The following is an 18,556-nucleotide window of genomic DNA, read 5'->3' as shown; positions in this document are numbered from 1 at the left end:
AATTCTATAATATAGGTGAAATTATACTACTCCCTGCGCAAGCATAGCATCTGCTACCTTTACGAAACCAGCTATATTTGCTCCTTTTACGTAGTCTACATTTCCTTTTCCATCACTTCCATACTCTACACAGGCATCATGAATATCTTTCATGATCCCGTGAAGTTTTTTATCTACTTCTTCTGCAGTCCAGTTATATCTCATAGAGTTTTGAGACATCTCAAGACCAGAGGTAGCAACACCACCTGCATTAGATGCTTTTCCTGGAGAGAATAAAATGTTCGCTTTCTGGAATACCTCTATAGCTTCAGGAGTTGTTGGCATGTTAGCACCTTCTCCAACCAGTTTACAGCCGTTTTTCACCAATTGCTTAGCATCATCTTCGTGTAACTCATTTTGAGTAGCACATGGCAATGCAATATCACATTTTGTTCCCCAAGGAGTTTTTCCTTCAAAATATTTAGAGCCTTTAAACTTATCAGCGTATTCAGAAATTCTTCCACGTCTTTCATTTTTAAGCTCCATTATAAATGCTAATTTTTCAGCATCTATACCAGCTTCATCTAGGATATATCCTCCAGAATCAGACATAGTGATCACTTTTGCTCCAAGTTGTGTTGCTTTCTCTGCAGCGTACTGCGCAACATTACCAGAACCTGATACCACTACCGTTTTCCCTTCTAACTTATCTCCTTTTAATGCTAACATGTTTTGTGCGAAATAAACATTCCCGTAACCTGTTGCTTCTGGACGAATCAAAGATCCACCATAAGAACGACCCTTCCCAGTAAGTATTCCAGTAAATTCATTTCTAATACGCTTGTATTGTCCAAACAAGAATCCAATCTCACGACCACCAACTCCTATATCTCCAGCAGGCACATCTGTATCTGCTCCAATATGGCGTTGTAATTCGGTCATAAAGCTTTGACAGAACTTCATTACTTCATTGTCAGATTTACCTTTTGGGTCAAAATCTGATCCTCCTTTACCACCACCCATAGGTAATGTGGTTAAGCTATTTTTGAATACCTGCTCGAATGCCAAGAATTTCAAAACACTTAGGTTAACGGTCGGGTGAAAACGCAAACCACCCTTGTATGGTCCAATTGCAGAGTTCATTTGAATCCTGAAACCTCTGTTTATTTGCGTATTTCCTTTATCGTCTAACCATGATACCCTGAACATAATTACACGTTCTGGTTCTACCATTCGCTCTAAGAGCATGGCATTCTGATATTTTTTATTGTTTTCTATAAAGGGTATAACCGTTTCGGCAACCTCATGTACAGCTTGCATAAATTCTGGTTCGTTCTGATTTCTCTTAGAAACTACATCCAAAAAATCTTTTACACTTTGCTCCATAATATAGGATAAATTGTTAATTATAACGTTTTCGTAATTGAATGCAAATATAAATTTTATATGAAGAAGAACGTTCAAATTTTATATTTTCATATAATATTAACTCTTTATAAGGCAAGAAGATATAAGTATAGTAATAGTTCTATCTTCGTTTGTACCATTTTTATATATTTGTTTATACATCCACTTGTTGTATATGGGAAGATCCCGACTTATTCTGTTAATTATATTTCTCTTTCTTTTCTGTAAAGAAAGCGGGTTTGCCCAACTCGGGATTTCGCATGAAATCGGAGTCTTAGTAGGGCCTACCTCGTTTTTGACAGATTATGGGGAACGCTACGATCTGCAAAATAATGTAAGTAACTCGGGATTTGGTATTGGTCTGGTACATTACATCAATTTTGCCTACAGAGCAGAGTGTAATTGCTATTCAGTAGACAGATATTTTAACGATCACTTTAAAATTAGGACCGAATTAGACTATTTCAGGACAAATCTGGAGCATATTGGGCCTGTTGCAGATAAGAATACAGTTGGTGGTAAACTCCTAAGAGGAATGCATGGTAAAACCCAAACATTCGAAATTGGAACACATTTGGAATACTATCCACTTAGCATTCGCGATTACGGGGCTTTTTCCTATCTATTTATGCCTTTTATTAGCCTAGGTGTTCACTTTGTTAATTATAATCCAGATGCTTATTCAGATTTTGGTCCTTTAAGCGATCCAAATAATGTTTTTCCAACTTTTGTAGGTGGAATAGATCTGGATGGTGGATCTACTTGGACTATTGTTGGAATTGCGGGAGCCAGATATAAAATAAGCCCTGTGGCAGATATATCAATTGAAGGAAGATTTCAATATTACGATGTAGATTGGATTGACGGGCTTAATATAGATGCGCCACAAAACAAATATAATGATGTGGTTTTCTGGTTAAATTTTGGGTTTATCTACTACCTAAACTATTAAAACGAAAAAGGCTTCAACTAAACTGAAACCTTTTCTCATAATTATTTTTTAAAATCTATCCCAAAGCTTGTTTTAGATCTTCAATAAGATCCTCTTCATCTTCAATCCCTACACTTAAACGAATTAAAGAATCTATAATTCCTAACTTCTCTCTTTCCTCCTTAGGAATAGAAGCATGCGTCATACTAGAAGGATGGCCCGCTAAAGACTCTACACCACCAAGAGATTCAGCTAAAGTGAAAACTTTCAGGTTTTCTAAAAGCTTAACAGCGCTTTCTAATGTTTTTTCTGAAGTAGTAAAAGAGATCATTCCTCCAAAAGCTTTCATTTGTGCTTTTGCGATATCATGGTTTGGATGATCCTCGAAACCTGGCCAATATACTTTATCTACTTTAGGATGTGATTTTAAGAACTTAGCCACTTTCTCTGCATTCTCACAATGTCTTTGCATTCTAATGTGCAAAGTTTTAATTCCTCTTAGCACTAAAAAGCTGTCTTGTGGACCACAAACGGCACCACTCGCGTTTTGCACAAAATACAATCTGTCTGCTAGATCTTTATCTTTTACTACTAGAGACCCTAATACCACATCACTATGGCCTCCTAAATATTTAGTTGCACTATGCATTACAATATCTGCTCCTAAATCTAAGGGTTGCTGTAGATAAGGAGTTGCAAATGTATTATCTACCGCTAATAGTACCTTGTGTTTTTTAGCAATTTTAGAACACGCAACAATATCTATAATATTCATCATTGGGTTGGTTGGTGTTTCTACCCAAATCAATTTTGTATTCTCATTTATATATTCCTCGATATTACTGGCATCATCCATTCCAATAAAGTGGAATTTGAGACCAAGTCCCTCAAAGATCTTAGTGAAAAGTCTATACGAACCTCCATAAAGATCATTGGTAGATATGATCTCATCACCAGGTTTAAATAATTTCATAACTGCATCTATAGCTGCCAATCCAGAACCAAAAGCAAGACCGAATTCACCATTTTCAATACTAGCAAGCGCATTCTCTAAAGCAGATCTCGTTGGGTTTCCACTACGAGAATATTCAAAGCCTTTATGACCACCCGGAGTAGTTTGAGAATAGGTAGTAGTTTGATAAATTGGAGGCATTACAGAACCGTATGCGGGATCTATATTATGTTGTCCTCCGTGTATCGTTTTAGTGTTGAATTTCATATATAAATATTTGTTGTAAATGTACTTCTCGTAGTGGGCAACTACAAAATAGCATGTACCTTTATCCCTAATTTAACATAGAAATCTCGTTGTGAAAAAACTGTTTTTAGCCTTGACATTCAACTTATTGTTAATTGGTTGTAATAAAGATGCTCCAGAATTAAATTTTGATGAATTGAATATTGAGCAAGTTTCTGAACTAAACTGTAATCCAGAGGAGGAAAACTGTACGTTTATAGGGATCACAGTGCCTTGGGCAATGGGGAAAGATAGCAGAAGCAATTTACTGAACAGTCACATAGAAGATCATATTATTAAACTGATAGATTATCAAGATAACAAAGAATTAAATTCGTTAGAAAACTTAGCACAAACCTTTATTAACGATTATGAAGCTAGCGCAAAAGAATTTCCAGAATACAATATTCCATGGGAAGCATTTGTAGAAGGAAATGTTACTTACAAATCTGAAAAAATTATATCTATTCAGTTTGACCTTGCGCTATTTACTGGCGGGGCACATGGATATACTAGTATTACTTATCTAAATTTCGATCCTGAATCTGGAAGGCTTATTTCCAATAAGGAGCTGTTTTCAGAGGATTTTAAAAATTTTGCTGAAGAAAGGTTTCGGAAGAAAAATGATATTCCAGAGAATGAACCTATCAACAGCACCGGATTATTTTTTGAAGATGATAAATTTCAGCTTCCACAAAATATTGGATTTCATGAAAATAAAATTGTCTTAAGATATAATGCATACGAAATTGCATCTTATTCTGAAGGAACTATTCAGTTAGAATTCAAAATGGATGAGGTTAAAAAGTTTTTTAAAATTCTTTAATCCCTCATTAAGGGTTGAATTCCTCGAGGCTTACCCCGAGGTTCTTGATTTTTGAAGAGTTATCAAAATGATCGTTTTGCCTTAAAAGTGTTTTTACCAAGATTTATAAAAAATTATTATGAAAAAAATCTATCACCTCTCCTCTTGTTCTACTTGTAAAAGGATTTTAAATGAATTGGAACCTTCTTCAGCTTATATTTTACAGGATATAAAAGAAGACCCAATAACTATAGAGCAACTAGATGAAATGTATGAGTTGGCGGGAAGCTACGAATCTCTTTTCAGCAAAAGAGCTCAGCTTTATAAGGAGAAGAATCTAAAAAATGAGAAGTTAGATGAAATGAATTACAAGAACCTAATTCTAGAACATTATACTTTTTTGAAGCGGCCTGTTATTATAAATAACGATGAGATCTTTATAGGGAATTCTAAAAGCACAGTGGAGGCTGCCAAAATTGCCATGAATGAATAGCCGAACGCTTGCAATTCTAGCGGCAACCGGAGCGAGTGCTATTTACGGGGTAAACCATACTATCGCCAAGGGATTAATGCCTGTTTATATAGAACCTTTTGGATTTATATTCTTGAGGGTTACCGGAGCGGCTATATTATTTTGGATCATAAGTTTTTGGGGGCCAAAAGAAAAAGTAGCTACCGGGGATTGGACCAGGCTTATAGCTTGCGCAATTTTTGGAATGGTGATAAACATGCTGATGTTCTTTAAAGGCCTTAGTCTCTCTACACCAATAAACAGCTCTGTTATAATTACAGTTTCACCCATTCTTGTGCTATTGCTTGCTGCAGTGTTAATCAAGGAAAAAATAACACTTTTAAAAACTGCCGGAATAGTAATTGGACTTGCCGGTGCACTAGCTTTGGTGCTTTTTAGCGATCCAGAAACTGTAAATGCCCCAAATATTCCAGTGGGAAATATGCTGTTTATTGTTAATGCTTTTTCCTATGGAATTTACCTGATTCTTGTAAAACCATTAACTTCAAAATACCACCCTTTCACTCTAATGAAATGGTTGTTTTTATTTGCGGTTATTATAAACTTCCCAATCACGATTTCCGAATTTTCTCAAGTGGAATGGTTGGAGTTACCAGCACATGCCATTTGGAAAATGGGATTTGTAATTGTAGGAACTACATTTTCAACCTATTTATTGAATATTTATGCCTTAAAAGAATTAAGTGCCGCGACTATAAGCGCATTCATTTATTTACAGCCGCTAATAGCCATTACTTTCGCTGTTGCCACGGGAGCAGATTCTTTAGATATGGTAAAAATAACCGCAGCAATTTTAGTGTTTACAGGAGTTTATATGGTTACGAGAAAGACAAAACCTAAACTGGTTTCGACTCCAAATCCTTAGGTGATTTCCCATATTTACGGGTATCCTCTTTAGTTAAGATCCTAAAATCTTCTGTATGTGGAATATTGTCTATGTCTTTTCTCATATGCTCTGGCAAGCCGGTAAGTTTACGCTCTTTAAGATCTATCCATCCACCCATTGCCTCACAAGTTGCTAAATTTCTTCCTTTATAATCGTAGAAGTTATGGACAAATTCAAAATACATTCCATCTTCAGAAAGGCCTTTTAACTCTAAGCTCACTTTTATCGGCATTCCCATAAATACCTCGCGGAAATAATAAATATGCTCATAGAAGACCACCGGTCCCAAGTTGTTTTTGGCTAAAGAATTCTGATCGAATCCATTTTCCATGAAATAACCCATTCTGGTATGACTCATGAAATTAATGTAGGCCGAATTTGCTAAATGCCTATTCGCATCAATATCACTCCATCGTATTTCAAATTCTTTCGTATACATATTTTCAAAATTTTGATAAAATTACTAATTTTTATTATGCGTGCATAATTAAATAAGTTAAGTATATGCCATTTAATTTTCCGAGATTTGTGACTTATGCCAATAGTAGAAAGCACCTATATTCCGCCATACATCTTCAGAAATTATCATATTTCTACAATCTATGCTGCAAAACTGAGAAGTATAAAGCCTGTACCGCAAACCAGAGAGCGTTTAAAACTAGAAGATGGAGACTTTATAGATATAGACTGGAGTTATGCCAATTCTTGTAGCTCCAATAAGGTTCTCGTTATACTTCATGGGTTGGATGGAAATGCACAACGCCCTTATGTTTTGGGTCTTGCGCATCATTTTAATCACCATGGCTGGGATGTGGCTGCATTTAATTTTAGAGGTTGTAGCGGAGAAATAAACAAGCTTTACAGATCTTATAATGCAGGGGCTAGCGAAGATCTTAATAATGTAGTTACCTATATTCTTTCCAATAGAAAATACGAAACCATGGCTATTAACGGTTTCAGCTTGGGAGCAAATTTATTATTGAAATATTTAGGGGAAGGAAATGATCTTCCTGAAGAATTAAAGGCCGCCGTTGCAATTTCTGCTCCCTGCGATCTTTATGCATCCCTTAAAAAATTGGAGGAAAGCAGAAACTGGATTTATTCCTTGCGTTTTGTAACACAGCTTAAAAAGCAATTGTTTTTAAGAGAGAAACATTTTCCTGAAGAAATCACCAAAAAGCAGATCGCCAATTGCTCCAATTTGTATGAAATAGACGAATTGTATACCAGTCAGGCTCATGGTTATGAGAACGCGTTAGAGTATTACGAAAAAAGTAGCGCCTTGAGTTTTCTGTCTAACATTAAAACTCCAACACTGCTAATAAATGCTAAGAATGACGGATTTCTTTCAGAGAATTCATCTCCCATTGATATTGCAAAAAGCAATCCGAATTTTTATTTAGAGACTCCAGAATATGGTGGGCATGTAGGATTTCTTCAGAATAAAGACGCTACTTATACCGAAGAGCGGGCTTTAGAATTTATAACTTACCATTTATAGCTCATACTTTCCTTAAGATTCTTTGTCCTGCTTAAGATTTGGTTATCTTTGCCCAACCTTTTAAAAATCAAGCATGATTCAGTCAATGACCGGTTTTGGGAAAAGCCTTTTACAGCTTCCTTCCAAAAAAATTACTATAGAAATTAAATCGCTTAACAGCAAAAGTCTGGATCTTAATGCCAGAATACCGGGCCAATACCGGGAAAAAGAATTGCTTCTAAGAAATATTATAGCAAAATCGCTAGTTAGAGGAAAAGTAGATTTTTCTTTATATGTGGAAGTTACCGGTGAGGAAACTACTTCTTCTATAAACCCTATAGTAGTAAAAAAATATATGGAGCAGTTGAGACAAATTGCTAATATAGATGATGATGAATTGCTGAAAATGGCTATTCGTATGCCAGATACCATGAAATCTGAAAGGGAAGAAATTGAAGAAACAGAATTCATCGAGATCGAAAAAACTTTGCAACAAGCCTTAACCGAGATCAATTCTTTTAGAACTGATGAGGGAAATGCCTTGGAGAAAGATCTTATGTTTAGAGTTTCCAATATCGCACAATTACTTCAGGACATTATAGCGATGGATCCAGATAGAATTGAAGGGGTAAGAGAACGTTTAAGAAAAGGGGTTGCAGATCTTCAGGAAAAAGTTGATGAAAACAGATTCGAGCAGGAATTGGTTTATTATATAGAAAAGTTTGACATCACAGAAGAAAAGGTTCGATTGGAAAACCACTTATCTTATTTTCTAGAAACCATTAATTCTCCTGACTCTAATGGAAGAAAATTAGGTTTTATTTCCCAAGAAATGGGTAGAGAGATCAATACTATTGGTAGCAAATCCAATTATGCTCCTATGCAACAATTGGTTGTGCAAATGAAAGATGAGCTGGAAAAAATAAAAGAACAACTTTTAAACGTATTGTAATGAAAACTGGTAAATTAATCGTTTTTTCTGCACCCTCGGGATCAGGAAAAACTACCATAGTTCAGCATTTATTAGCTCATCCAGAGTTAAATCTGGAATTTTCAATTTCAGCAACATCACGCGAGCCAAGGGGAGATGAAGTAGAAGGGAAAGATTATTATTTCTTGAATTTACATGAATTCAAACAAAAGATCAAAAAGGAAGAGTTCTTAGAATGGGAAGAAGTATATCGTGATAATTTTTACGGAACTTTAAAGGCAGAAATAGAACGTATATGGGCACATGGTAAAAATGTGATCTTTGATATAGACGTAGTTGGAGGTTTAGATATTAAACATATCTATCCTAAACAAACATTAGCGGTTTTTGTAAAACCACCAAGTATTGAAGAGCTTAAGATTAGATTGAAAAAGCGCAAGACAGAAAGCGAGGATAAGATAAACATGCGAGTTGCAAAAGCTTCTATAGAGCTTGCTACCGCACCTCAATTCGATTTTATTATAGAGAACAACAATTTACAAATTGCCTTGGATGAAGCTTATAATCTTGTTTCCACCTTTGTTGAAGCCAATAGCGAATTAGGATGAAAAAAAAGGTAGGACTTTATTTTGGCACATTTAACCCTATCCATTCCGGACATCTTATAATTGCTAATTATATGGTTGAATTTTCTGAGCTTACTGAAGTTTGGATGGTTGTTACACCACATAATCCTTTTAAAAAGAAAAGTAGCCTGCTAGATAATCATCATCGCTTAGAGATGGTCTATAAAGCCTGTGAAGATTATCCTAATTTAAAACCTAGCGATATTGAGTTTGGGCTTCCACAACCGAATTATACCGTAAACACTTTGATCCAATTAGAGGAGAAATATCCAGAACTGGAATTTGCCCTAATTATGGGGGAGGATAATTTAAAGAGTTTTCATAAGTGGAAAAACTATAAAGTAATCCTAGAGCGATACTCCATTTTTGTATATCCAAGAATATCTAAAGGATTGATAGAAAATGAGTTTCTAACTCATGCTAAAATCACACGAGTTCCTGCTCCAATAATAGAAATGTCTTCTACATTTATAAGAAAAGCGGTTAAAGAAGGGAAGAATATTAAGCCTATGTTACCAGAGAAAGTCTGGAAGTACTTAGATGAGATGAATTTCTATAAATAAAAAACTGTTTAAAAAATTATTTTGATCTTCAGTTGAGTTAATTGATCCTACTTTTTTCATTGTGGAACTATAACCTAGCACATCGACTGCGCTCAATATAAAACCTCAAATTTTTTAAACAGTCCTCTAATAATTAAATATCAATACTTTATTTTTTCAAAGCCGGAATTCGTAAAACCTGTCCGGGATATATTTTATCTGGATCTGTAAGCATTGGCTTATTTGCTTCAAATATCTCTGGATATTTATTTGCAGATCCGTAATGTTCTTTTGCTATTTTACTTAATGAATCTCCTCTTTCAACAGTATGGAAAACAGCCTCAGGCTCTTTATTTTCCACTACCATATTATCATCTACCTGTGCAATTCCTTCTACATTTCCAACTACTAAAATAATTTTTTCTCTAGTGGTTTGGTCATATGCTTTTCCACTTATTGTGGCCATATCATCACTAATATGAATTTTAAGATTTTCTATTTTGAGATTAAGATCATGAATGGTAGTTTCTAATTTTTGGGCAGCCTTTTTGTTTTCTAATTCTTCTGCTTTATCATTTTCTCCACCTACAACGGGAGTTTTATCTCTAGTATTCTTTTTAGAACCAAAAATTTTGGCTCCTGCATTTTTAATAAAAGTAAATAATCCCATTATGTAATTTATTAGTTAGATTTCTACATACAAATTACAAATTCAGCTCTACACTAACTACATTGTTTGTATTAAAATTTTGTTAGTATTTAAAAAAACAGCGCAGAGCTTATTAAACTCTACGCTGTTTCATTAAATAACCAACCAAAAAACTAAATTAAAGACGATAATATCAACCATTACCGATCTTCTATTTTATAACGGTATTAAAATAAAAAAATTGTAGTATACTAATAATAAAACCTGAAGAATTTACATTGTGTTAAAATTATGTATTTTTGAAGTGAAGAAAATTTATTATGAATAACACTCCTAAATTTGGTGTATTTGGCGGCGGAAGTTGGGCCACAGCGATCGTTAAAATGCTTGCTGAAAATCTCGATGAGATTAATTGGTATATGCGCAGCGAAACAGCCATAGAACATATAAGAACTCAAGACCATAATCCTAACTATTTAAGTTCTGTTGAATTTGATGTAAAAAAACTTCATTTAAGTAGTGATATTAATGAAGTAGTGAGAAATTCAGACTATCTGATATTTGCAATTCCTTCAGCATTTGTAAAGAGAGAGTTAGACAAGCTTACTGAATCTTTAGATGGTAAGGTGATCTTCTCTGCTATTAAAGGTATTGTACCAGAAACCAGTTTAATTGTAGGAGAACATTTTAATCAGGAATATTTTGTGCCAGAGGAAAATATTGGAGTGATCACAGGACCTTGTCATGCTGAGGAAGTTGCTCTTGAACGTCTTTCTTATCTAACAATTGCTTGTTTAGATGAGGAAAAAGCAAAAATCATGGCTAAGCATTTACAGAGTGATTATATTACTTGCAAGACTAGTGATGATGTTACAGGTACAGAATATGCTGCTATGCTTAAGAACATTTATGCTATTGCAGCTGGAATTGCTCACGGATTAGGCTATGGAGATAATTTCCAAAGTGTATTAATGAGCAATGCCATTCGAGAAATGAAAAAGTTCATTAAGAAAGTGCATAAGATGAAACGAAACATCAACGATTCGGCTTATTTAGGAGATCTACTTGTAACTGGATATTCTGTTTTTAGTAGAAACAGAATGTTTGGGAATATGATTGGAAAAGGATATACCGTTAAAAGTGCACAAATGGAAATGAGTATGGTGGCAGAAGGCTATTATGCAACCGAGAGTGCTTATAAGATAAACCTAGATAAAGGCGCTAAAACCCCAATTATAAATGCAGTTTATAGCATTTTATATGAAGGGAAAAATCCGAAGGCCGTCTTTAAAAAATTAGCCGAAAAATTAAACTAGCCCCGCCGGTTTAGCTTCTAAACAAAATCAACTTATTTTATTTTATGAATAATTCTATCCTAAAGGGCAGCTTATTAGTTGCTTTGGGAGCATCCAGTTATGGAATGCTAACTACTTTTGTGAAAATGGCTTATGCAGAAGGCTACACTTCTTATGAGATCACTTTTTCTCAAATGATTTTAGGTCTTATCGGCCTAATTATTATAAATTTCATATTCGTAAAAGAGAAACAAAATTATATAAAAGAAACCAAGACCAAAAGTATTTTAAAACTGATGGCTGCAGGAACCTCTCTAGGGCTTACCAGTATCTTTTACTATTTTGCAGTAAAATATATCCCGGTATCCATAGGTATAGTTCTACTAATGCAAAGTGTTTGGATTAGTGTATTACTCGAGTCTATTATAACCAAGAAAAAGCCTGGTTTAAATAAAATCCTTGCTGTAATAGTCATACTAATTGGAACTGTATTGGCAACAAATATCTTGATTGACTCTATACAACTGGATTGGAGAGGTATTGGCTGGGGACTTTTAGCAGCGGTCTCTTACACCGTAACTATCTACACCTCTAATACCGTGGCACTCCATTTACATTCCTTTAGACGAAGTTTGTGGATGATGTTAGGCGGCACAATAATAATTGCCATAATATCGGCTCCATTTCTCTTAGAACAGTTTAATCTAGATATCTTTAAAAAATGGGGATTGATATTAGCCTTATTCGGAACCATCTTGCCTCCTATTCTTTTTACCAGTGGAATGCCAAAGATAAATGTAGGATTAGGCGCAATTATTTCTTCAGTAGAACTACCTGTGGCTGTAATACTAGCCTACTTCTTACTAGATGAAGTGATAAATATTTATCAATGGACAGGCATCGTAGTTATTATAGCCTCTGTGATTCTTATGAATATGCCTAAGCTTTTTAAGGCTAAGAAGAATTAAGTAAATAAGATCTAAACGGCCAAAATACCTTTCAAATTCATGATAGGGATTTCTGTTAATGCGCTTTCTTTTACTGTGTTTTGTGGCAATGTAAAAGTGCGTTCATACATTTTACCTTCAGCAAAAAAACTGATAGAGAATTTGTTATCTAACTTTAAAAGCTTTTCCTGTAAGAACTCGATCTTAGCGAAATATTTAGCCGGAAGCAGCTTAATAGAATGTCTCATAGCAGGAGTCATTTGCTTCTCATTAGAGCCACTAGTAACAATAAGGATCATTTCCAAGGGATCATTCCGGTCATTGATAATATAGGCGTTCCAGTCCATCGTTTTATATTCCGGATGCTGTTCATAAACAGCCGCAACATAAACATCTTTCACTTCAGGTATTTCAATGTCCTTTCTCAAATCTAATCGAATGTTTGTTTTATCTTGTTCCATGCGATCCAAAGTAAGATGGCAGCAGCAAGAAAAAGAATAGCTCCAATCGCTATCTCAATAACAGCAATAATAAGAGTTACATAAATAATTACTGCAAATATTACGATTGCAAGTAACAAGAAGCCCATTTTTTTCATCTATAGTGCAGATTTAAATTGTTTGAGGAAACGTACATCATTCTCATAGAACATTCTAATATCTCCTATTTGGTACAATAGCATTGCAATTCTTTCTATTCCCATTCCAAAAGCAAAACCAGAATATTCTGTAGGATCTATTCCGCAGTTCTTTAAAACATTAGGATCTACCATTCCGCAACCCATAATCTCTAACCAACCGGTTCCTTTAGTAATACGGTAATCGGTTTCAGTTTCCAGACCCCAATAAATATCCACCTCAGCACTAGGTTCTGTAAATGGAAAGTAAGAAGGTCTTAAGCGGATCTTTGATTTTCCGAAAAGTTGCTTGGTAAAGTAGAGTAAAGTTTGTTTAAGGTCTGCAAAAGAAACATCCTTATCTATGTACAATCCTTCTACTTGGTGGAATATACAATGTGATCTTGCTGAAATCGCTTCATTTCTAAAAACTCTTCCCGGAGAAATAGTTCTAATTGGCGGTTTGTTCTCCTCCATATATCGCACCTGTACAGATGATGTGTGTGTACGCAATAAGATATCTGATGGATCTGTTTGTATAAAAAACGTGTCCTGCATATCTCTCGCAGGATGATATTCAGGAAGATTCAATGCGGTAAAATTATGCCAGTCATCTTCAATTTCTGGTCCTTCAGAAACATTGAAACCAATGTTCGAAAAGATCTCTATAATCTGATTTTTAACAATAGAAATTGGGTGCCTGGATCCTATTTGTATAGGTTCTGAAGGTCGTGTAAGATCTCCATATTTCCCTTTTTCTTCTTGCTTGCCCTCCAAAGATTCCTTTAAAAGGGTGACTTTTTCAGTAGCAGCGTTCTTTAGCGTATTAATGGCTTGACCAAAATCTTTTTTCTCCTCGTTAGGAACGTTTTTAAATTCAGCAAAAAACTGATTTAAAAAACCTTTCTTTCCCAAATATTCAATTCTGAAAGCTTCTATTTCTGAAGGATTGTCTGAACTGAATCCTTCAACCTTTGAAATATGTTCCTTTATCTTATCAATCATCACTACATTTCTTTAAAGAGGGGCAAATTTACTAAAATTGAGCATTTTGCCTACTATCCTAATTGGCTTATTCTATATATCCATTTTCCATAAAATAATTCACGATCGCTTCTTTCATTAAAACCGATTGCTCCCCAGCTTTTAAGCTTGGTAATGTTTCTATAGTTTTATAATGAGGCCACTTATCTTCATCAAAATATTCAAATTCATAATATCCATAAGGCTCCAAAAGCCTGCATATTGCAATATGCATAAGATCTAATTTGTGATCTTTTTTGAATTTTTTATGAGGTTGTCCAAGTTCCTGTACTCCTACTAAATATATAATTGCATCTAGATCTAACAAATCTCCATCTGCAAACTGATTGGAGATTTTTTGCTGTAAAGCACTCCAACGCTCTTTTAATTGTTCATCTCTTGCCATTTGGCAAAGATACGTATCTTGGGACTTGTAACACTATCCAAAAAAGATGAATATTGTAGATATCATACTAGGCGTAATCCTACTCTACGGACTGGTAAGAGGGTTTTTTCGTGGTTTTTTTGCTGAATTGGCTTCTTTAGTTGGTTTTATTCTAGGAATATACATAGCAGTCTATTTTTCGCATTATATAAGTGACTATTTAGTAGAAAGGCTTGCGTGGAATATGAGGTATGTTAACCTGGCCTCTTTTGCCATCACATTTATTATGGTTGTGTTCTTAATATCGCTTGCTGGGCAATTTTTAACCAAAGTAGCCGGATTTGCTGCTCTTGGTGTTTTAAACAAGCTTATTGGTGCCAGTTTCGGCTTTATAAAAGTCGCATTTGTAGTGAGTGTTGTAATTATGTTCTTTGCATCTACCAATGAGAATATAAAAATAGTAGAGCAGGAGACCTTGGAAGATTCTATATTATATGCTCCTATAAGAACTATTGCTCCTATTTTAATTCCTGCCATTCTAAGAGAAGCGCGAGATCTAGATCTTATCAAGGAAGAAGAAAAAGCTGAAGCATAAAAAATCCGCCAACTTAATTCAATAAAATTGAATCAGCTGGCGGATCATATTCTTGATTATTTCCCTAGAAATTTAACTGATAGACTTTTTCCAGTTGGGAATCATTGCTAAAGTTTACTTCCAGATCTTTAATAATTCCAGATCCTACTCCATATACCCATCCGTGAACACTTAGATCTTGATCATTCTTCCATGCGTTCTGAATTATAGATGTCTTAGCAAGATCAAAAACTTGTTCTTTTACATTGAATTCTACAAAAGAATCAAAACGCTCTTTTTCATCAGAAATAGCATTCAATTCATCTTTATGTAATCTGTATACATCCTTAATATGGCGTATCCAGTTATCTATTAAGCCAACAGATTGCTGTCCCATCGCTGCTTTTACACCTCCACAACCATAATGGCCACATACAATTACGTGCTTTACCTTTAGGATGTTTACTGCATAATCCAACACACTCAACATATTCATGTCTGTATGCACCACCATATTGGCTATGTTTCTATGTACAAATACTTCCCCAGGCTCTGCTCCTATAATTTCATTCGCAGGAACCCTACTATCTGCACAACCTATCCACAGAATTGGAGGCTGTTGCCCGTTAGCTAATTTCTTAAAATATTCTGGGTCAAGCTTCAACTTGCTCTCTACCCATTTTTTATTGTTTTCTATTAAATTTTTATATAGGTCTTGCATCTAATTTACTTTTTATTAATGGGCTGCTTTAAATACTTCTATCCCAAAAATCTCTCTATAACTAACAGGGTTTTCAAAAATCCCTCTTTCCGATATAAATTTAATTTGTATATCCTTGTTCCTTGCTGTTACCCCAAAATCTTCTAAGATCTCTAAAACATCTAAGTCTAAGGATCGTGTCTTGGTAACATCCATCTCCAGAAAACTATTAGGTGGTAAAGTGTTTAACTCTCGCTGAATAGCCCCTTTATTTAAGAATGTTACTTCTTCAGCAAAGACCATTTTTATTTTTTTGGCTCCATTGGATACATCTTCCATATGCAGAAAATGCGAGTTTTTATAGCTGTTTATTAAAATGGTAATAATTCCAACTGCAAGTCCTAACAAAATACCTACTAAAAGATCTGTTGCTACTATTGCTACAACCGTAACCACAAATGGAATAAACTGAGATTTACCTAATTTATACATCTGAAAGAATTGTTTAGGATTAGCCAATTTATATCCAATTATTAATAATACTGCTGCTAATACTCCAAGTGGAATTAAATTAAGAAAACGCGGAATTAGTAACACACTAAAAAGCAATAAAAAACCGTGAAGAATTGTTGAAAGTTTTGTTTTACCTCCGCTCATTACATTTGCAGAACTTCTAACAATTACCTGAGTAATTGGCAAACCTCCAACTAATCCGGAAAAAGTGTTTCCTACACCTTGCGCTATTAACTCTCTATTGGTTGGGGTTACTCGCTTTGCCGGGTCCAACTTATCTGTTGCTTCAACGCTCAATAGAGTTTCTAAACTTGCTACGATTGCTATGGTGATTGCAACAATATATATATCAGAGTTGCCTAATTGTGTAAAGTCTGGAAAGGTAAATTGCCCAATAAAATCTGAAACATTATCTGGCACAGGTACATTTACAAGATTTTTTCCTGTAATTTCAAAAATGGTAGTAGTATCACTAAAGATTAATTGATAGCTAATACCAGCTATAACTGCAACTAAAGGTCCTGGCACCAGTTTGAAAAACTTATTCCTCTTAGCCAATACATTATCCCAAACCAATAAAATAGTTAATGAAATTGCAGTTATAACTATTACTCCAATCGAGACAAAATCTGTCATATGGGCAAGGCTCAAAAATGTATCCCGTCCTGTAGTTTCAAAAAAAGAAAACACACTATCAGATTGATTATCGAACCCCATAGCAAGTGGGATTTGTTTTAAAAATATAATGATTCCAATGGCAGACAACATTCCTTTTATCACAGAAGATGGAAAGAAATATCCAATTACTCCTGCCTTTAATAATCCTAAAACAATCTGCATAATTCCAGCAAGAACTACGGCCACTAGAAACAACTCATAACTACCAAGATCTGAGATTGCTGCAAGCACTACTACTGCCAATCCTGCTGCAGGGCCACTAACTCCTAAAGAAGAACCAGATCCAATCCCAACAACTATTCCTCCAATAATCCCTGCAATTACGCCTGAAAACAATGGTGCCCCACTGGCAAGAGCAATACCCAAACATAAAGGTAGGGCCACAAAAAATACCACCAAACTTGCTGGTAAATCACTTTTTAAATTCTTAAACATGTAAATAATATGTGTAACAGGAACTGTGATTTTGAATCTTCCTAGAAATGGAAGCCCCTCACTGCTAATCTCATAGAGATTTGCAATAAGATATCGGATAACGAACCCTATTTGTGGCCCATATCCTAAACAACTCCTTTATTTATAATTAATTAATAAGGGGAATTACTTTTAAGATAAGTGTGATAGTTTTCTTACCAAACCTTCAATAGATGTATGGATTTAGAAAATCTAACTTAAATTAATGGTAACATGAAAATCGAAAGAAATTATGCCAGATCTGGCGGAGGTGATATAACTTCAAAATAAAGCGATTGTAAGTTGTGCTTTTCCCTGTGAAGGATCACAGATTTTTTACTTAGAAAATCAATACTCAATTGATTTTCTCTTACCTCATTATTTGTGAACTCTGTAGAAATATTGTTCTTGGCCTGTTCCTCTTCAGCAGTAGAAGAAATAAAAGAAATATCGGTATTGTTATCTATAAGTACCACAATAGTTGGCACCATGAGAAAACTCACGAAAATAAATACTAATATATAGGCCGTTTTCAACATTTCGGCAAAAGTAACAATATTGTTAGATAAGAAAAAAGAATGCTTATAAATTAACCTATACTTAGCATTTGTGAAATCTATCTACAAGAATTTAACTGAAGACTTATCCATCCAGCCTGTAGAACCATTGGCGAGTTCTAGCTGAACCCAATCCTGAAAGGTGTTGAGAATTTGAACCTTTGTACCCTCATGAAGCATGAACAGCTCATTACCTCTTAAATTAGGCTCGTTCCTAACCGGCACTTCTTCTGCAAAAACGATCGCGAATTCCCTATTTTGAGTATCATTTTTCATATAAAATCCGAATATTAAGGAGATAAACGAAATTACTACTGCTGTAATTGCAACCGTAAAAAATACGCGTTTCCATTTACTAGCAATGCTAAAATAATAGAGTAAAAATAGAATTGAAAAAATTGCTGATCCTAATATTGCGATCCACGCCCATCCATTAAAACTAAAAATACTGATCGCATTCGTTATAAAATTAGATAATCCCGATTTTGGCACCACCTTAATATCATCTAACACCATGTTACTAGCAAATTCCAAATTGTTTTTGATAGTTTGGTCTGCCGGATCTAACAATAAGGCTTTTTCATAATTATAAACACTTTCGGCTATATGATTGAGTTTATAATGGGCGTTCCCTAGGTTAAAGTATAACTCTGCCGATTCTTCCCCATTTTTAAGTACTTCTGTATATCGGCTAACAGCCTCAGGATAATTACCGGCATTATAAGCTGTATTAGCTTTTTCAAATAAAGCTTTATTCTGCCCCATCATAGGAGCGCAAATTAATAGTAAAAGGAACAGTATTCTTTTCAT

23 protein-coding genes are annotated in these 18,556 nt (G+C 34.7%); 11 read left to right on the top strand and 12 right to left on the bottom strand.

Translation table 11 applies throughout. The features are described 5' to 3' along the window. Positions 1 to 21: 21 nt before the first annotated feature. The gene (gene gdhA, locus ES724_RS00910) at positions 22 to 1,365 is read right to left on the bottom strand and encodes an NADP-specific glutamate dehydrogenase (RefSeq protein ID WP_146928333.1); all 1,344 of its coding nucleotides are present in this window, start codon (positions 1,363 to 1,365) and stop codon (positions 22 to 24) included. A 196-nt stretch (positions 1,366 to 1,561) separates the two neighbouring features. Here gdhA and ES724_RS00905 point away from each other — a divergent pair, with 196 nt between their 5' ends. Then, positions 1,562 to 2,338, top strand: a complete 777-nt coding sequence (locus tag ES724_RS00905) for a THC0290_0291 family protein (protein ID WP_146928331.1) — start codon at positions 1,562 to 1,564, stop codon at positions 2,336 to 2,338. Positions 2,339 to 2,393: 55 nt separating this feature from the next. Here the strand turns inward: ES724_RS00905 and ES724_RS00900 are convergent, their stop codons facing one another. Further along, positions 2,394 to 3,536 (bottom strand): cystathionine gamma-synthase, encoded by a 1,143-nt coding sequence (locus tag ES724_RS00900; protein ID WP_146928329.1) that lies wholly within the window; start codon positions 3,534 to 3,536, stop codon positions 2,394 to 2,396. Positions 3,537 to 3,627: 91 nt separating this feature from the next. On the opposite strand from ES724_RS00900, the gene ES724_RS00895 reads away from it, so the two are divergent. The 3 genes from ES724_RS00895 to ES724_RS00885 all read left to right on the top strand — a co-directional run bounded on the left by ES724_RS00895 (position 3,628) and on the right by ES724_RS00885 (position 5,756). Continuing rightward, a complete protein-coding gene (locus ES724_RS00895; protein WP_246136786.1) occupies positions 3,628 to 4,380 on the top strand; it encodes a DUF3298 and DUF4163 domain-containing protein in 753 nt (250 codons plus the stop codon). Positions 4,381 to 4,498: 118 nt separating this feature from the next. After that, on the top strand, positions 4,499 to 4,852 hold the full coding sequence (locus ES724_RS00890; RefSeq protein ID WP_146928328.1) for an arsenate reductase family protein: 354 nt from the start codon (positions 4,499 to 4,501) through the stop codon (positions 4,850 to 4,852). Further along, positions 4,845 to 5,756 (top strand): DMT family transporter, encoded by a 912-nt coding sequence (locus ES724_RS00885; protein WP_146928326.1) that lies wholly within the window; start codon positions 4,845 to 4,847, stop codon positions 5,754 to 5,756. Before ES724_RS00890 ends, ES724_RS00885 begins: the two co-directional genes overlap by 8 nt. Here ES724_RS00885 and ES724_RS00880 read toward each other — a convergent pair. After that, positions 5,728 to 6,216, bottom strand: coding sequence for an acyl-CoA thioesterase (locus ES724_RS00880; protein WP_026836956.1), 489 nt, complete (start codon positions 6,214 to 6,216; stop codon positions 5,728 to 5,730). The two genes, ES724_RS00885 and ES724_RS00880, sit on opposite strands and share 29 nt — an antisense overlap. A 96-nt stretch (positions 6,217 to 6,312) precedes the next feature. On the opposite strand from ES724_RS00880, the gene ES724_RS00875 reads away from it, so the two are divergent. From ES724_RS00875 to nadD, 4 genes are all read left to right on the top strand, one after another. Then, on the top strand, positions 6,313 to 7,278 hold the full coding sequence (locus tag ES724_RS00875) for a YheT family hydrolase (RefSeq protein WP_146928324.1): 966 nt from the start codon (positions 6,313 to 6,315) through the stop codon (positions 7,276 to 7,278). A 73-nt stretch (positions 7,279 to 7,351) separates the two neighbouring features. Continuing rightward, positions 7,352 to 8,209, top strand: coding sequence for a YicC/YloC family endoribonuclease (locus ES724_RS00870; protein ID WP_026836954.1), 858 nt, complete (start codon positions 7,352 to 7,354; stop codon positions 8,207 to 8,209). After that, a complete protein-coding gene (gene gmk, locus ES724_RS00865) occupies positions 8,209 to 8,796 on the top strand; it encodes a guanylate kinase (RefSeq protein ID WP_146928322.1) in 588 nt (195 codons plus the stop codon). The genes ES724_RS00870 and gmk overlap by 1 nt, the downstream gene beginning before the upstream one ends. Next, positions 8,793 to 9,377, top strand: coding sequence for a nicotinate (nicotinamide) nucleotide adenylyltransferase (nadD, locus tag ES724_RS00860; RefSeq protein WP_146928320.1), 585 nt, complete (start codon positions 8,793 to 8,795; stop codon positions 9,375 to 9,377). The genes gmk and nadD overlap by 4 nt, the downstream gene beginning before the upstream one ends. Positions 9,378 to 9,525: 148 nt before the next feature. On the opposite strand, the gene lysM is transcribed toward nadD, so the two are convergent. After that, positions 9,526 to 10,026, bottom strand: coding sequence for a peptidoglycan-binding protein LysM (gene lysM, locus ES724_RS00855; protein ID WP_146928318.1), 501 nt, complete (start codon positions 10,024 to 10,026; stop codon positions 9,526 to 9,528). Between the two features lie 299 nt (positions 10,027 to 10,325). Between lysM and ES724_RS00850 the strand changes: the two genes are divergently transcribed. Together ES724_RS00850 and ES724_RS00845 are read left to right on the top strand one after the other, a co-directional pair. Further along, a complete protein-coding gene (locus tag ES724_RS00850; protein WP_146928316.1) occupies positions 10,326 to 11,321 on the top strand; it encodes an NAD(P)H-dependent glycerol-3-phosphate dehydrogenase in 996 nt (331 codons plus the stop codon). A gap of 44 nt (positions 11,322 to 11,365) precedes the next feature. Beyond that, complete coding sequence (locus tag ES724_RS00845; protein ID WP_146928314.1) at positions 11,366 to 12,268, top strand: EamA family transporter; 903 nt, start codon at positions 11,366 to 11,368, stop codon at positions 12,266 to 12,268. An 11-nt stretch (positions 12,269 to 12,279) separates the two neighbouring features. Here ES724_RS00845 and ES724_RS00840 read toward each other — a convergent pair whose 3' ends face one another. The 4 genes from ES724_RS00840 to ES724_RS00830 all read right to left on the bottom strand — a co-directional run bounded on the left by ES724_RS00840 (position 12,280) and on the right by ES724_RS00830 (position 14,292). Continuing rightward, complete coding sequence (locus ES724_RS00840; protein WP_317129729.1) at positions 12,280 to 12,708, bottom strand: hypothetical protein; 429 nt, start codon at positions 12,706 to 12,708, stop codon at positions 12,280 to 12,282. After that, on the bottom strand, positions 12,678 to 12,845 hold the full coding sequence (locus ES724_RS16435; protein WP_170249827.1) for a hypothetical protein: 168 nt from the start codon (positions 12,843 to 12,845) through the stop codon (positions 12,678 to 12,680). The genes ES724_RS00840 and ES724_RS16435 overlap by 31 nt, the downstream gene beginning before the upstream one ends. Continuing rightward, entirely contained in the window at positions 12,846 to 13,868 is a 1,023-nt protein-coding gene (pheS, locus tag ES724_RS00835; RefSeq protein ID WP_146928312.1) for a phenylalanine--tRNA ligase subunit alpha, read from the bottom strand. A gap of 67 nt (positions 13,869 to 13,935) precedes the next feature. Beyond that, on the bottom strand, positions 13,936 to 14,292 hold the full coding sequence (locus ES724_RS00830; protein WP_026836946.1) for a hypothetical protein: 357 nt from the start codon (positions 14,290 to 14,292) through the stop codon (positions 13,936 to 13,938). Positions 14,293 to 14,338: 46 nt separating this feature from the next. Here ES724_RS00830 and ES724_RS00825 point away from each other — a divergent pair, with 46 nt between their 5' ends. Then, positions 14,339 to 14,866, top strand: coding sequence for a CvpA family protein (locus ES724_RS00825; protein WP_146928310.1), 528 nt, complete (start codon positions 14,339 to 14,341; stop codon positions 14,864 to 14,866). Between the two features lie 64 nt (positions 14,867 to 14,930). On the opposite strand, the gene can is transcribed toward ES724_RS00825, so the two are convergent. The 4 genes from can to ES724_RS00805 all read right to left on the bottom strand — a co-directional run bounded on the left by can (position 14,931) and on the right by ES724_RS00805 (position 18,556). Further along, positions 14,931 to 15,566: a carbonate dehydratase gene (can, locus tag ES724_RS00820; protein ID WP_146928308.1), complete on the bottom strand. Its 636-nt coding sequence runs from the start codon at positions 15,564 to 15,566 to the stop codon at positions 14,931 to 14,933. A 15-nt stretch (positions 15,567 to 15,581) separates the two neighbouring features. Then, positions 15,582 to 17,171, bottom strand: coding sequence for a SulP family inorganic anion transporter (locus ES724_RS00815; protein ID WP_146928306.1), 1,590 nt, complete (start codon positions 17,169 to 17,171; stop codon positions 15,582 to 15,584). Between the two features lie 269 nt (positions 17,172 to 17,440). Beyond that, a complete protein-coding gene (locus tag ES724_RS00810; protein WP_034886018.1) occupies positions 17,441 to 17,728 on the bottom strand; it encodes a hypothetical protein in 288 nt (95 codons plus the stop codon). Positions 17,729 to 17,809: 81 nt separating this feature from the next. Then, a complete protein-coding gene (locus ES724_RS00805) occupies positions 17,810 to 18,556 on the bottom strand; it encodes a tetratricopeptide repeat protein (RefSeq protein WP_146928304.1) in 747 nt (248 codons plus the stop codon).

Source organism: Gillisia hiemivivida, from assembly GCF_007997295.1.
GTDB lineage: Bacteria > Bacteroidota > Bacteroidia > Flavobacteriales > Flavobacteriaceae > Gillisia > Gillisia hiemivivida.
Note: the sequence above shows the minus strand (reverse complement) of the source record. Positions and strands in the feature narration are given on the sequence as shown.

Coding starts and splice junctions, on each gene's coding strand:
- gdhA (WP_146928333.1), bottom strand. CDS start 1,365: ATGGAGCAAAGTGTAAAAGATTTTTTGGATGTAGTTTCTAAGAGAAAT.
- ES724_RS00905 (WP_146928331.1), top strand. CDS start 1,562: ATGGGAAGATCCCGACTTATTCTGTTAATTATATTTCTCTTTCTTTTC.
- ES724_RS00900 (WP_146928329.1), bottom strand. CDS start 3,536: ATGAAATTCAACACTAAAACGATACACGGAGGACAACATAATATAGAT.
- ES724_RS00890 (WP_146928328.1), top strand. CDS start 4,499: ATGAAAAAAATCTATCACCTCTCCTCTTGTTCTACTTGTAAAAGGATT.
- ES724_RS00885 (WP_146928326.1), top strand. CDS start 4,845: ATGAATAGCCGAACGCTTGCAATTCTAGCGGCAACCGGAGCGAGTGCT.
- ES724_RS00880 (WP_026836956.1), bottom strand. CDS start 6,216: ATGTATACGAAAGAATTTGAAATACGATGGAGTGATATTGATGCGAAT.
- ES724_RS00875 (WP_146928324.1), top strand. CDS start 6,313: ATGCCAATAGTAGAAAGCACCTATATTCCGCCATACATCTTCAGAAAT.
- ES724_RS00870 (WP_026836954.1), top strand. CDS start 7,352: ATGATTCAGTCAATGACCGGTTTTGGGAAAAGCCTTTTACAGCTTCCT.
- gmk (WP_146928322.1), top strand. CDS start 8,209: ATGAAAACTGGTAAATTAATCGTTTTTTCTGCACCCTCGGGATCAGGA.
- nadD (WP_146928320.1), top strand. CDS start 8,793: ATGAAAAAAAAGGTAGGACTTTATTTTGGCACATTTAACCCTATCCAT.
- lysM (WP_146928318.1), bottom strand. CDS start 10,026: ATGGGATTATTTACTTTTATTAAAAATGCAGGAGCCAAAATTTTTGGT.
- ES724_RS00850 (WP_146928316.1), top strand. CDS start 10,326: ATGAATAACACTCCTAAATTTGGTGTATTTGGCGGCGGAAGTTGGGCC.
- ES724_RS00845 (WP_146928314.1), top strand. CDS start 11,366: ATGAATAATTCTATCCTAAAGGGCAGCTTATTAGTTGCTTTGGGAGCA.
- ES724_RS00840 (WP_317129729.1), bottom strand. CDS start 12,708: ATGGAACAAGATAAAACAAACATTCGATTAGATTTGAGAAAGGACATT.
- ES724_RS16435 (WP_170249827.1), bottom strand. CDS start 12,845: ATGAAAAAAATGGGCTTCTTGTTACTTGCAATCGTAATATTTGCAGTA.
- pheS (WP_146928312.1), bottom strand. CDS start 13,868: ATGATTGATAAGATAAAGGAACATATTTCAAAGGTTGAAGGATTCAGT.
- ES724_RS00830 (WP_026836946.1), bottom strand. CDS start 14,292: ATGGCAAGAGATGAACAATTAAAAGAGCGTTGGAGTGCTTTACAGCAA.
- ES724_RS00825 (WP_146928310.1), top strand. CDS start 14,339: ATGAATATTGTAGATATCATACTAGGCGTAATCCTACTCTACGGACTG.
- can (WP_146928308.1), bottom strand. CDS start 15,566: ATGCAAGACCTATATAAAAATTTAATAGAAAACAATAAAAAATGGGTA.
- ES724_RS00815 (WP_146928306.1), bottom strand. CDS start 17,171: ATGTTTAAGAATTTAAAAAGTGATTTACCAGCAAGTTTGGTGGTATTT.
- ES724_RS00810 (WP_034886018.1), bottom strand. CDS start 17,728: ATGTTGAAAACGGCCTATATATTAGTATTTATTTTCGTGAGTTTTCTC.
- ES724_RS00805 (WP_146928304.1), bottom strand. CDS start 18,556: ATGAAAAGAATACTGTTCCTTTTACTATTAATTTGCGCTCCTATGATG.